Source organism: Kineococcus haloalkalitolerans (assembly GCF_050871905.1).
Lineage (GTDB): Bacteria > Actinomycetota > Actinomycetes > Actinomycetales > Kineococcaceae > Kineococcus.
In genome coordinates, this window is the sequence record NZ_JBJLSH010000002.1 from 88,098 (window position 1) to 100,813 (window position 12,716).

Here is a 12,716-nt window from a genome sequence, read left to right on the forward strand (position 1 = left end):
TCGGGTCCCGGCCCGGCCCCGGCCCGGCCCCCCGCGGCGGGCCGGGTCGCGGGCCGGGTCGCGGGCCGGGGGCGCCCGCGACAGGGTGGAGGACGTGCAGACCTTCCTGCCGTACGCGGACTTCGCGCGTTCGGCCGCCGTCCTCGACGCGCCCCGCCTGGGCAAGCAGCGCGTCGAGACGCTGCAGGTGCTGCGCGCCCTCGAACTGCCCGACTACGGCTGGGTCAACCACCCCGCGGTGCGCATGTGGCGCGGCTGCACGCCCGCCCTCGTCGCGTACGGGCTGGCGTGCGTGGACGCGTGGACGCGGCCCGGGCGGGCCGACTCCACGCGCCGGCTCATCGCCGAGTTCGCCCCCGAGGTGGCCGGGCGCACCCAGGACGAGCTGGCCGCCGACGGCCTGCTGCCGTACTGGCTGGGCGACGAGGCGCTGCACCGCAGCCACCGCTCCGCCCTGCTGCGCAAGGACCCCGGCTTCTACCGGCCGGTGTTCGGCGACGACGACCCCGACGACCTGCCCTACGTGTGGCCGGACCCGCCGTCGCTGGAACCGCCCGCGCGCGGTGCCGGGCGGCTGGTGTGGATCGTGCGCCCGTCCTCGCCCGAGGCGCTCGCGGAGTTCCTCACCGACGGGGTCGTCGGCCTCGGCACCGAGTCCGGCGTGGACGTCGACGTGCGCGTGCGCGAGGAGGGGCAGTCGCTGCGCGCCCTGCTCAAGGAGGTCAGCCCGGGCAAGCGCCCCGGCAAGGACCTGCGCGTGCTGGAGACCTTCGTGCACGAGCTCGCGCCCGGCGACGAGGTGGGCCTGCCCGTCGAGCGCGAGGAGGCCGTCCTGCTCGGCGAGGTGCTGGGCGGGTACGAGTTCGACGGGCGCAAGGGGGTGGCCGTGCGGCACCGGCGGCGCGTGCGCTGGAGCGGGCGCGCCGAGCGCGCCGACGTGCGGCCCCCCGCCCTGCTGCAGGACCCCCGACGGCTGTTCTGCGTCGACGTCGCGGCGTGACCACCCCGAAACCCCTGGAGGAGACCCGTGGCCGACACCGCGGTCCTGGACGTCGACGGCACGCTCGTCGACACCAACTACCACCACGCCCTGGCCTGGTTCCGGGCGTTCCGCCGCTGGGACGTGACGCTGCCCGTGTGGCGCATCCACCGCGCCGTCGGCATGGGCGGCGACCAGCTCGTGCCCGCCGTCGCCGGCGAGGACTTCGAGCGCGAGCACGGCGACGAGGCCCGCGAGGCGTGGACGGAGGAGTTCGACCCGCTGCTGCCGGAGGTGCGGCCCTTCGACGGCGCGCGCGACCTGCTGCAGGAGCTGCGCCGCCGCGACTGGACGGTGGTGCTGGCCTCCTCCGGCAAGCCGCAGCACGTCGAGGCGTTCCTCGACCTGCTCGACGCGCGCGAGCTGTGCCACGGGTGGACGTCCTCGCAGGACGCCGAGGCGACCAAGCCGGCCCCCGACCTGCTGCGCAACGCCCTGCGCAGCGTCGGCGGTTCGGCGGGCGTCGTGCTCGGGGACTCGCGCTGGGACTGCGAGGCCGCGCGCAACGCGGACATGACGTCGGTGGCGGTGCGCACCGGCGGGTACGCCGAGGAGGAGCTGACCGGTGCGGGCGCCGTCGTCGTCCTGGACTCCCTGCGCGAGCTCGTCGACGGCCTGGACGCCACCCCCTTCGCCCGCCCCTCCCGCTGACCCCCGCCCCCTCCCGGGGGGGGGGGGGGGGGGGGGGGGGGGGGGGGGGGGGGGGGGGGGGGGGGGGGGGGGGGGGGGGGGGGGGGGGGGCGCGCGGCCGCCCCGACGGGGTCGCGGCCGGGGCGGCCCCCCCCGCCCCCCCCCCCCCCCCCCCCCCCACGGGGGGTGAGCGGGTGGGGTCAGCTCCCCAGCGCGCCACCACCCCGTCGTGATCTCGCTGGGAGTCCCAGCGAGATCACGGCGGGGTGGCGGGTGGGAGCGGGTGGCGTCAGCAGGCGTCCCAACGCCACTGGCCGGACTCCAGCGTCCACCGCTCCCCCGCCACGTCGTGGCCGGGGACGGCGTAGCCGTAGTCGACGCGGGCGCTGGCGCCGTCGACGCGGGCGTCGAGGGCGACGACCTGCGAGACACCGCCGACCTCGGCGGCGCGGGTCCGCACGTCGTCGGCGTCCACGAGGGGCGCGCAGCGCGCCGACACGAGCGCGAGGGCCGTGGCGGCGTCGCCGGCCAGCACCGCGTCCGAGCGCCAGCGCACGGCCGTGTCCAGGTCGGCCGTGGTGTCCAGCGGTGCGGTGGCCGCGGCGGGCACGACGTCCGCCGCCGCGTCCGCCGCGGGGGGCGCCGGCGCGGCCGGGGCATCACCGCCGGCGGGCGACCCGGGGGCCGCGGTCGTCGCCGGGTCCGCCGGGGCGGCAGCGGTCGCCGCCGCCGGGGCGGGGACCGTCGCCGCGGCACCGGGAGCACCCGCCGGGGCCGTGGTGACCGGGGCGGTCGCCGCGGCGGTGGTGTCAGCGGTGGCCGGCCCGGCGGGCGAGCCGGCGCTGCAGGCCGCCGTCGTCGCCGCGGCCAGGGCCACGACGACGGCGGCGGTGCTGCGGCGCAGCCCGGTCACTGGCCGATCACCAGGTTCGAGCGGGCGGAGGCCGGCGACGTGCCCGCCGCGTTGACCGCCTGGACGGAGAACCGGTAGGTGCCGGTGCGCGGCAGCGGGACGTCCAGGGAGCGCGCGGTCGCCGGCACGAGCGCCGGGTGCACGACGGTCTCCAGGACGCGGCCGAGCAGGTCGACGCGGTGCGCGGTGACCCGGTAGCCGGTGACGGGCGAGCCGCCCGTGCTGGTGGGCGCCGACCAGCGGGCCGTCGCGGTGACGGCACCCCCGAGGCTGCCGGAGGAGGCGAACCCGATGGCGGGGGCGCTCGGCGCGGTCGCCGCGGTGACCACCGCGGAGCGCGCCGAGACGGCGCCGGCGCCGGCGGCGGTGAGGGCCGTGACGTCGAAGCTGTACGAGCGCCCGTTGGTCAGGCCCGTCGCGGTCAGGCTGCGGGCCGTGGCCGCGACGGTCGTGGTGGCCTGCAGCGTCGTGGTGCCGGCGTCGTAGCGGCGCACGCGGTACCCGGTGATCGCCGCCGTGCCGGGCTGCGCCGGCGCGTCCCAGGTGACGGTGGCGAAGCGGTCACCGCCCCGGGCACCGGTGACGACCGGGGCGCCCGGCAGGGCCGGGGCCGTGGGCGTCGCGGTGGGCGTCACCGTCGGCGTCACCGTCGGCGTCACCGTCGGCGTCACGGTCGGCGTGACCGTCGGCGTGACCGTCGGCGTGACCGTCGGCGTCACGGTCGGCGTCACCGTCGGCGTGGCCGTCGGCGTCGCAGTGGGCGTGACCGTCGGCGTGGCGGTCGGCGTCTCGGTCGGCGTGACCGTCGGCGTGGCCGTCGGCGTGGCCGTCGGCGTCTCCGTCGGCACGGGCGTCACCGGAGTGCCGACGTAGCCGCCGCGGGCGGTGGCGGGCACGGCGACGACGGTGTCGGTGGCGGGGGCGCTGAACCAGCCCGAGCGCTGGCCGCCGTAGTTCTCGAGGGCGACGGACGAGGTGGCACTGCCGGGCACGGTCAGCGGGACCTGCGTGCCGGCGGGGCCGCTGACGTGGACGCCGTCGTCGTCGAGGTAGGCGGTGACGCCCTGCTGGACGGCGGCCCAGGCGCTCTGGCGGGCGAGGGTGTCGCGCTGGCCGGTCAGGGACAGCCGCACGAGCGGCGCGTCGGCGGTGTGGCTGGCGCGGTACTGCTCGGCGATGCCCTGCACGACCGGGTACAGCAGGCCGTCCTCGGCGAGGTTCGACTGGTGCGCGTAGAAGGAGCGCGGGTCGTTGGTCAGGACGCGGCGCAGGGCGTTGCGGACCTCCAGCGGCGCCAGGTAGTTCTCGAAGCTGGCCTTCGCCGCGGCGGGCGTGGACGCGTCGAGCGGCGCGATGCAGGTGGTGGTGAGAGGGTTGTCCTCGCAGATCCCGGAACCGCCGTCGGCGCGGGAGGTGTAGTACCAGTTGTACTCGTCGATCTGGTCCTGGTACGTGCCGGCGTTGTAGTAGACGTTCATCGGGTACCGCGGCACGGTGGTGGCGGTGCCGACGGCGCGCTGCTGCGCCTCGCGGGAGGCGTCGGAGGCGATGCTCGTGACGCCGACGCGGGCCAGCGCGGCGGCGAGGAACGGGTTGTCCTGCGGCTGCTGCGGCGCGGTGCGCAGGCCGGAGTGCTCACCGGTGACGAGCTCGGAACCGTCGACGGGCAGGCCCTTGGCGCGGCCCCAGTCGAGGTTGCGCTGCAGCTGGTCGACGATGAAGTCCTCCGACGCCCAGTACGTCCCGCCGCTCTCCTGCCCGACGATCTCGGCGTCCTGGCGGGGTTCCTGGGTGGGCGAGGTGGCGCACGTCCAGGTCTGGCCGCTGACGGTGGGCGCGATCTGCAGGCAGCCCAGGTAGGGGTGCGACCACGTGTGGTTCACCCAGGGGAACTCGTCCTTGGCGGCGAGGAGCGCGGTGGTCAGCGGGTCGGCGTCGCCCCCGGCCTGCTCGCTGCCGAAACCGTTGTAGACCATCGTCAGCTGCAGGCCGGTCTCGCGCTGCCAGCGCACCAGGCGGTCGACGTCCGCGGCCGTCATGCGGATGTCGGTGGTGGTGGTCGACGGGTCGACGCAGTCGTCGCCCGGGGTGCAGTTGCCGGCGACGCTCCAGCGGCTGTCGGCGAGGAAGACGTCGTCGACCTGGACGTCGAGGTAGGCGCGCTGGTGGCCGAGGTGGATGCCGCGCGTCATCCAGGAGACGATCCCGTGCGAGATCGTGGAGTACCACTGCATGGAGGGGTTGTAGGCGGCGGCGACCATGAGCTGCTCGCGCCCGCCCTCGGCCAGTTCCCACGCCAGCGCGCCGGAGGTGGAACCCTTCGTGGCGGTGACGATCGGGGTGACCTCCTGGCCGGCGCTCGCGCCGCTCAGGTCGGCGAGGTAGCCGTAGGTCTCGGTGACGGCCGGGTCGACGTCCTCCACGGTCAGCGGCCCGGACAGGGCGGAGAACCCGTCGGCGCGCGCGGCGTCGGTGACGCGGGCGGCGGCGCCGTCGAGGACGCCGGCGTAGACGGCGGTCCCGCCGGTGCCGGTGCCGGGGTAGACGTAGGCGTTGACCTGGCGGACGCCGTGGGCCTTCTCGTAGGCGGCCAGGGCGTCGAGCTCGGTGGCGCTCACGCCGGCGGGCGCGGCGTTGGGCAGGACGACGGCCTGGAACCTCGCGGTGCCGGTGGCGGCGTCGCGCAGGAACGCGTCGTCGATGGCGGGGCGGTCCGTGGCGTTCGCGTCGACGAGGGTGAACGGCACGCCCTCGCGGCTCAGGGTGTCGGCGATCGCCTGGGTCGACGGGTCGCCCGTGGTGACGACGAGGACCCGCAGCGCGACGCGGGTGCCGGCGGCGTGCGCGGGCAGGGCGGTCAGCTGGGGGCCGAGCAGGCCGGCCGCGACGAGCGCGGCCGCGCCGGTCGCCCGGGCGCGGCGGCGGCGGCGCGCGGGGCGGGTGTCGGGTTGCACGGGTTTCCTCCTCGGGACGGGCACCGGCGGTCGGGACGGGCCGGGGACGTCGCCGACAGTAGGTTTCCTCACAGCCCGTCACCCCTGCGCCCGCTCGCGGCACCCCCGTTCGGCGCAACGGTTGCACTCGGTCGCCACGACCGGGTCCGCGGCGGTGTCCCCGGGCACGGCGGTGGCGGTCGGCGCCGTGTCCCTCACCGGTCCGGACGCGGTGCGCCGCAACGTCCCTCACCCAGCGCACCGGTTCACCCGCCGAGCGCAACCGGGGCGGTGCATCGGTGTGACGCCGCCCCGGGACGCTGGGAACTGCTCGTCACCGCACGTAACGTCGACGTGGCGCGGACGGGGGGTCCGCGGCGCGGCGGGTGACCGCCGAGGGTTCCGCGCGGAGTGCGCGGTCGACACGGAGGTGCTGGGTGTCCGGTCGGTGGTGGCAGCGTTCCGGCGGTTCCGCGGAGGAGCTGGAGGGTCTGCGGGAGGAGGTCGCCCGCCTCACGCAGGAGAACCTGCGGTTGCGGCTGGAGCAGCAGCGGCCGGCCGGCCTGCACCACGTGCAGCGCCAGATCGCCCGTCACGCCGCAGCGGGCGGGGAGGCCGCGGAGCGGGCGTCGGCGCAGCACGAGGCCGCCGACGAGGCCGCCGACGAGGCCGTGCACGCGCTCGCCCAGGCCGAGACCGCCCGGCGCGCCGTCCTGGACGTCCTGGACTCCCTGGTGGTGGCGGCCGGGCAGATGCAGCGGCAGCTGACCGAGGGCGTCCCGCTCGCCGAGCTGGACCGGCGCGTGGTGGACCGCCGGTCCCCGGGCCGGGTCGGCGACGGCCGCGGCGCGGGCACCGTCCCGGTGCGCCGCCTCGACACCGCCTCCCGGTGAGGCGGGCGTGAGCGCGGGGGCGTCGCGGCCGCGGGTGGCGCTGCTGACCGAGGGCACCTACCCGTTCGTCGTCGGCGGGGTCAGCACGTGGTGCCACCAGATCGTCACCGGCCTGCCGGAGTTCGACTTCGAACTGGTCGCCGTCACCTCCCCCGAGCTGGAGGAGGCGGTGTTCCGGCTGCCGCCGAACGCGCGGATCGGCGCCCACCTGCAGCTGTGGGGCCCGCGCGCGCCGCGCCGCGCTCCCGGCGCTCCCAGGGCCCCCCGCGCGCGCCGGCGGGCCCGGCGCCCGCAGCTGGCCGCGGAACTGCTGCGCGGCCTGCTCGGCTGGGACGTCGACCCCCTCGACGTCGTCCCGGCCCTCGTCTGGTGCCGGCAGCACCCCGAGCGGGTGGTGCCGACGTTCCGCGCCGCGGCGACGTGGACGGCGTTCCTGGCGGCGCTGGAGGAGCTGGCCGCCGAGCGCCACCCGGACGCCGGCGAGGTGCCGCCGCTGGACGTGCGGCACGCCCTGGAGCTGTACGCGACGACGTCGTGGCTGGCCCGCACCGCCGCGGAGGCCGTGCCCGACGCCGACGTGTCGCTGGTGACGGCGGCCGGGTGGGCGGTGCTGCCCGCCGTCGTCGACAAGGCGCTGACGGGCCGTCCGGTGCTGCTGTCCGAGCACGGCGTGTACGTGCGCGAGGCGTACCTGGCGGCGGCCCGCTCCTCCGACGGCCCGGCGCAGCGGTTCACCGCGACGCGCCTGGCGCGCGGGCTGGCGCGCCTGACGTACGCGGTGGCCGACGTCGTCTCCCCCGTGACCGCGGCGAACGCCGCGTGGGAGGAGCGGCTGGGCGCCGCGCCGGGGCGGATCGTGCCCGTGCCCAACGGCGTGCCCGCGCCGGGCGAGCCGGCGCCCGCGCCGCGCACCCTGACGGTCGTCAGCGTGGGGCGGATCGACCCGCTCAAGGACGTCGCGACGATGCTGCGGGTGGCCGCGGAGGTGCGCCGGCGCGTGCCGGGGGCGCGGTTCCTGCACTACGGCCCGGTCCCGCCCGGGCAGGAGGGGTACGCGCGCGGCTGTCGCGAGCTGCACGCCGCGCTGGGCCTGGGGGGCGCGTTCGAGTTCCGCGGTTCCACGAGCGACCCGACGGGCGTGGTCCGCGACGCGGACGTCGTCCTCATGACGAGCATCTCGGAGGGGTTCCCGATGGCGGTGCTGGAGGCGCTGTCGCAGGCGCGGCCGGTCGTCACGACCCACGTGGGCGGGGTCCTGGAGGCCGTGCTGGGCGCGGGGGTGACCGCCGCGCCCGGTGACGTGGCCGGGCTGGCCGACGCCGTGTCGACGCTGCTGCGCGACCCCGGGCTGGCCGAGCGCCTGGGCCGGCGCGGGCACGCCCGCGTGCGGCGCAACTTCCCCCAGCAGCGCTGCCTGGACGGCTACCGGCTGCTGCTGGGCGAGCTGGTGGGCGCGCGCGCCGCCGCGCCGGCCGGCGTCCCGGCGGCCGGTCCCCGCGAGCTGGTCGGCGCCGGTGCGGCGGGCGGCGCGTCGTGAGGATCACCGCGGAGCAGGCCGGCGCGCGCGTGCTGGCCGGGCTGGGCCGCCACCCCCAGGACGCCCTGGAGGCGGCGGTCGTGCTGGAGGCGTGGGGCGGGCTGACGGCGCGCACGTCGCTGCCGCTGGCCTCCGGCGCGGTGCGCGGCGCCCCCGCCGCCGGCGGGGCGGCCCCGCCGCGGCGGGCGCGTCCCGTCCGGCGCGAGCGCGACGGCGACGACCCGCGCCGCACCCGCGAGGTGCTGGGGCTGCTGGCGACGCTGCTCGCGACGACGGCGTGGTTCGCCCCCCTGTCGGAGGAGCTGGGCCGCGACGTGGCGGCCCGCTCGTGGGCGCTGGCGCTGCCGCTGGCCCTGGGGGCGCAGTGGGCGCTGCGCCGCCGGCACCTGAGCACGCCCGGCGGGCTGGGCCGGCTGCGGCGCGACCGCCCGCTCGTGGTGGCGGGCGCGCTGCTGGCGCTGCTCGTGCCGCCGGGGCTGCTGGTGGCGCCGGAGGTGGCCCTGCCGGGCGCCCTGCTCGTCACGTGGGTCGGCGGCATGGTCGTCGTGGTGCGCGGCTGGGGCCTGCCCTACGCGGGGGCGCTGGTGCTGGCGACCGCGGCCGCCGCGGCGGGCGTGCCGGCGGTGCTGGACGTGCTGGCGGTCGTGCTGGTGACCGCGGCCGCCGTGACCGCGGCCGTGGGCACGCTGCCGGTGCCCAAGGAGGGACCGGTGCCGTGGTCCCGCAGCCTGCTGGCCGGGGCGCTGGGCGCCGGCACGGCGCTGCTGGTCGTCCTGGACCCGGCCGTGGAGTGGTCGGGGCAGCAGCCGTTCCCCGTGGTGGCGCTGCTGCCCTCGCTGCTGGGCGGGCTGGCCGCCAGCCGCCGCCTGGACAGCGTGTGGACGGTGCTGGTGGCGGCGCTGGCGGTGACGACGGTGCAGGAGCGGGCGGCGGCCCGGCCGCGGCTGGCCCGCGTGTTCGCCCGCATCGTCGCCGGGGCCACCGCCCGGCTGCTGCTGGTGGCCGCGGTCTGCTCGGCGCTGCTGCTGGCGGTGCTGCAGGCGCTGCCGGGAGCGGGCGCGCCGGTGCGCGAGCTGGTGCCGCTGCTGGCGGGGCTGGCCGCGTTCGGCCTCGTCGGGTTCCTGGCGGGGCTGCTGGAGACGTTCACGCGGGCCGTGGGCGCGGTGCTCGTCGTGGCCGCGGCCCTGGCGGGGTCGAGCGCGGCGGCGCTGACCGGGCTGGTGGACGTCGTGCCGGGCCTGCTGGTGGCCGCGGCGGCCGCCTCGGCGGCGGCGCTGGTGCCCCTGGCGCGACTGGTGCGCCACCCCGACCGCACGCTGGCGACGGCGCTGTGAGGCGCCCGGCGCCCGCCGCGCTGGCCCTGGCCGCCCTGCTGCCCCTGGCCCTGTCCGCCTGCTCACCGGGAGGTCCCGTGACCGCGCCCACCCCCCCGGCGTCCGCGCCGGGACCCACCGCGGGACCGACCGCGTCCCCCACCGGTCCCGCCACCGGCCCGGCCGCGGGGCAGCGGTGGGTGCCCGCGCCCGGCACCACCTGGCAGTGGCAGCTGACCGGGGACCTCGACCTGACGGTGGACGCGGAGGTGTACGACGTCGACTGGCAGACCCCCCGCGCGGTCGTGGACCGCCTGCACGAGCAGGGCCGGCGGGTCGTCTGCTACGTCAGCGTCGGCACCGTCGAGGAGTTCCGCGACGACGCCGCGGCGTTCCCCGCCGAGGTCGTCGGCGAGGCGCTGCCGGACTGGCCGGACGAGCGCTGGCTCGACGTGCGCCGCCTGGACGTCCTCGGCCCGCTGCTGCGGGCGCGGTTCGACGCCTGCCGCGACGCGGGGTTCGACGCCGTGGAACCCGACAACGTCGACGCCTACGCCAACGACAGCGGTTTCCCGCTGACCGCGGACGACCAGCTGCGGTTCAACCGGTGGGTGGCCGCCGAGGTGCGCGCGCGCGGGATGTCCGTGGGCCTGAAGAACGACCTGGACCAGGTCGCCGACCTCGTCGGCGACTTCGACTTCGCCGTCAACGAGTCGTGCCGGGTCCACGACGAGTGCGCCGCGCTGCAACCGTTCGTGGACGCCGGCAAGGCCGTGCTGCACGTGGAGTACGTCGAGGAGGTCACCGAGGAGGAGTTCCTCGCCGAGCCCGCCGCGCCGGGGTTCTCCTCGCTGCTCAAGGACGGCGACCTCAGCGCCTGGCGGGTCCTGCCCCGGAGCTGATCCCGCGCCGACCGCGCGGCTGCGCGGCTGCGCGGGCGGTTCAGCGGGTGACGTCGACCCAGTCGCCGCCGGTCAGCGCCGCCAGCTGCTCCGGGGTCAGCCGCACGGCGCTGTCCGGGCTGCCGCCGGCGGGGTGCACGACGTCGAAGGCGCGCAGGGACTCGTCGCAGTGCACCTGGAGCGGCCGCGGGTGCCCGAACGGGGAGATCCCGCCCACCGGCTGCCCGGTGAGCTCCTGCGCCTCGGCCGCGGACAGCATCCGCGGCTTCGCCCCGAAGCGCGCCTTGAACTTCGCGCCGTCCAGGCGGGCGGTGCCGCTGGCGACCACCAGCAGCGCGCGCTCACCCGCGCGCAGCGCGAGCGTCTTGGCGATCTGCCCGGGTTCCACCCCCAGCGCGGCGGCGGCCGCGGCGACGGTCGAGGTGTCCGCCCCCGCGCGCTCGACGCGCAGACCCGGGGCGCGCTCGTCGAGGAAGGCCTGCACCCGCTCGCTGCTCACGCCCCGCGCTCGTCCGTCCGCTCCGCTCAGTCCGCCATGACGTGCAGCTGGCGGGCGGCCTCGGCCAGCGACCCGGACAGCGACGGGTAGACGGAGAACGCGTGCGCGACGTCGTCGACGTTGAGCCGCTTCTCCACCGCCAGCGTCACCGGGAAGATCAGCTCGCTGGCCCGCGGCGCGACGACCACCCCGCCGATGACGGTGCCCGAGCCGGTGCGGCAGAACAGCTTCACGAACCCGTCGTGGATGCCGAGCATCTTCGCGCGCGCGTTCGTCGACAGCGGCAGCTTGACGATCTCGCCCTGCGCCTCGCCGGAGTCGATCTGCGCCTGCGTCCACCCGACGGTGGCGATCTCCGGGGAGGTGAAGACCGTGGAGGCCACCGAGCGCAGCTTCAGCGGCGCCACCGTGTCGCCCAGGGCGTGCCACATGGCGATGCGCCCCTGCATGGCCGCCACCGACGCCAGCGGGAAGACGCCCGTGCAGTCGCCGGCCGCGTACACGCCGCGCGCGGAGGTGCGCGAGACCTTGTCGACGTCCACGTGCCCGGACTCCGACGTCCACACGCCGGCCTCCTCCAGCCCGATGCCCTCCGTGTTGGGCACCGAGCCGACCGCGACGAGGCAGTGCGAGCCCTCGACGGTGCGCCCGTCGGACAGGGTGACGACGACGCTGTCGCCGTGCCGGACGACGGACTCGGCCCGCGATCGCGAGACGACGTTCATCCCGCGGCGGCGGAAGACCTCCTCGAGCACCTCGGCGGCGTCGGCGTCCTCGCCGGGCAGCACGCGGTCGCGGCTGGAGACGAGGGTGACGTGCGCGCCGAGGGCGTCGTAGGCGCTGGCGAACTCCGCGCCCGTGACGCCCGAGCCGACGACGACCAGGTGCTCGGGCAGCTCCTCGACGTCGTAGACCTGCTTCCAGGTGAGGATGCGCTCGCCGTCGGGCTGGGCGTCGGGCAGCGTGCGGGGGCGCGAGCCGGTGCTGAGCAGGACGACGTCGGCGTCCACGCGCGCGCCGGCGTCCTCGCCGTCGGTGACGACGAGGGCCTGCGGCCCGTCCAGGCGCCCGGAGCCGCTGAGGACCTTCACGCCCTCCTTCTCCAGGCGGGCGCGGATGTCCATCGACTGCGCGAACGCCAGCGACTTGACCCGCTGGTGGACGCGGCCGAGGTCGACGCTGACGGAGCCGGCCGGCTCGGTGTCGCCGGTGGGGCCGCCGGGGAAGCGGACCCCCAGCTCGGTGGCGCCGCCGACGGTGGCCATGAGCTCGGCGGTGGCGATGAGTGTCTTGGACGGGACGACGTCGGTGAGGACGGTGGAGCCGCCCAGGCCGTCGCGCTCGACGACGGTGACGTCGGCGCCGAGCTGGGCGGCGACGAGGGCGGCCTCGTACCCGCCCGGGCCGCCGCCGAGGACGGCGACGCGCTGCTGCTGGGCGACGGGGGACGTGGCGCGGGTGCTCACCCCCCCATGGTCGCGCAGCCCGGGGGTCCCGGTCACCCCGTGGGGCCGCCGGGGGGTGTGACGCGCCTCCTCTACCCTCTGTCGTCGTGCCCGCCTACGCCGCCTACGCCACCAACCTCGACCCCGAGACGATGGCGCAGAAGGCCCCGCACTCGCCGCTGCGCTCCACCGGCTGGCTGACCGGCTGGCGGCTGACCTTCGGCGGGGAGGACCGCAGCTGGCAGGGGCCGCTGGCCACCGTCGTCGAGGGCGACGGCGAGCACCGCGAGGAGCAGGTGTTCGTCGCGCTGTACGACGTGACCGAGGCCGACGAGGCGCGCATGGACGCCCTGGAGGGCATGGACATCGGGCTGTTCCGCAAGGTGCGGGTGCGGGTGACGACCCTCGACGGGGACGTCGTGGCGTGGACGTACGTGCTGGACGACTACGAGGGCGGGCTGCCGACGGCGACCTACCTGGGGCGGCTGGCCGACGCCGCCGAGGCCGGCGGCGCCCCGCACGACTACGTGATGGCGCTGCGCGCGCGGCCCTGCCGCTCCAACGACGCCTGACCCCACCTCCCCAGGACCGGCGCCCCGACCCGCCCCGCCC

11 protein-coding genes are annotated in these 12,716 nt (G+C 77.5%); 7 read left to right on the plus strand and 4 right to left on the minus strand.

From position 1 onward, the window contains the following. Window positions 1-94: 94 nt before the first annotated feature. Entirely contained in the window at window positions 95-1,000 is a 906-nt protein-coding gene (locus ACRYMY_RS01385; RefSeq protein WP_432545478.1) for an MSMEG_6728 family protein, read from the plus strand. A gap of 27 nt (window positions 1,001-1,027) precedes the next feature. Further along, complete coding sequence (locus ACRYMY_RS01390; protein ID WP_432545479.1) at window positions 1,028-1,690, plus strand: HAD family hydrolase; 663 nt, start codon at window positions 1,028-1,030, stop codon at window positions 1,688-1,690. Window positions 1,691-1,958: 268 nt separating this feature from the next. Here the strand turns inward: ACRYMY_RS01390 and ACRYMY_RS01395 are convergent, their stop codons facing one another. Both ACRYMY_RS01395 and ACRYMY_RS01400 read right to left on the minus strand, forming a co-directional pair. After that, entirely contained in the window at window positions 1,959-2,582 is a 624-nt protein-coding gene (locus tag ACRYMY_RS01395) for a hypothetical protein (protein ID WP_432545480.1), read from the minus strand. Further along, the gene (locus tag ACRYMY_RS01400; protein WP_432545481.1) at window positions 2,579-5,536 is read right to left on the minus strand and encodes a fibronectin type III domain-containing protein; all 2,958 of its coding nucleotides are present in this window, start codon (window positions 5,534-5,536) and stop codon (window positions 2,579-2,581) included. Before ACRYMY_RS01400 ends, ACRYMY_RS01395 begins: the two co-directional genes overlap by 4 nt. Window positions 5,537-5,952: 416 nt before the next feature. On the opposite strand from ACRYMY_RS01400, the gene ACRYMY_RS01405 reads away from it, so the two are divergent. From ACRYMY_RS01405 to ACRYMY_RS01420, 4 genes are read left to right on the plus strand one after another with little or no spacing between them, the layout of a single operon-like run. Further along, window positions 5,953-6,408, plus strand: a complete 456-nt coding sequence (locus tag ACRYMY_RS01405) for a hypothetical protein (protein WP_432545482.1) — start codon at window positions 5,953-5,955, stop codon at window positions 6,406-6,408. A gap of 7 nt (window positions 6,409-6,415) precedes the next feature. Next, window positions 6,416-7,945, plus strand: coding sequence for a DUF3492 domain-containing protein (locus tag ACRYMY_RS01410; RefSeq protein WP_432545483.1), 1,530 nt, complete (start codon window positions 6,416-6,418; stop codon window positions 7,943-7,945). Beyond that, the gene (locus tag ACRYMY_RS01415; protein WP_432545484.1) at window positions 7,942-9,279 is read left to right on the plus strand and encodes a hypothetical protein; all 1,338 of its coding nucleotides are present in this window, start codon (window positions 7,942-7,944) and stop codon (window positions 9,277-9,279) included. The genes ACRYMY_RS01410 and ACRYMY_RS01415 overlap by 4 nt, the downstream gene beginning before the upstream one ends. Then, on the plus strand, window positions 9,276-10,160 hold the full coding sequence (locus tag ACRYMY_RS01420; RefSeq protein ID WP_432545485.1) for an endo alpha-1,4 polygalactosaminidase: 885 nt from the start codon (window positions 9,276-9,278) through the stop codon (window positions 10,158-10,160). The genes ACRYMY_RS01415 and ACRYMY_RS01420 overlap by 4 nt, the downstream gene beginning before the upstream one ends. A 40-nt stretch (window positions 10,161-10,200) precedes the next feature. Here the strand turns inward: ACRYMY_RS01420 and ACRYMY_RS01425 are convergent, their stop codons facing one another. Both ACRYMY_RS01425 and ACRYMY_RS01430 read right to left on the minus strand, forming a co-directional pair. After that, window positions 10,201-10,659 carry a YbaK/EbsC family protein gene (locus ACRYMY_RS01425; RefSeq protein WP_432545486.1) on the minus strand — a complete coding sequence of 153 codons (459 nt, stop codon included), beginning with the start codon at window positions 10,657-10,659 and terminating at the stop codon, window positions 10,201-10,203. Between the two features lie 26 nt (window positions 10,660-10,685). Then, window positions 10,686-12,125, minus strand: coding sequence for an NAD(P)H-quinone dehydrogenase (locus ACRYMY_RS01430; RefSeq protein ID WP_432545487.1), 1,440 nt, complete (start codon window positions 12,123-12,125; stop codon window positions 10,686-10,688). 86 nt (window positions 12,126-12,211) lie between these two features. Between ACRYMY_RS01430 and ACRYMY_RS01435 the strand changes: the two genes are divergently transcribed. Beyond that, the gene (locus ACRYMY_RS01435; protein WP_369051967.1) at window positions 12,212-12,676 is read left to right on the plus strand and encodes a gamma-glutamylcyclotransferase; all 465 of its coding nucleotides are present in this window, start codon (window positions 12,212-12,214) and stop codon (window positions 12,674-12,676) included. The last annotated feature ends 40 nt before the right edge of the window (window positions 12,677-12,716 follow it).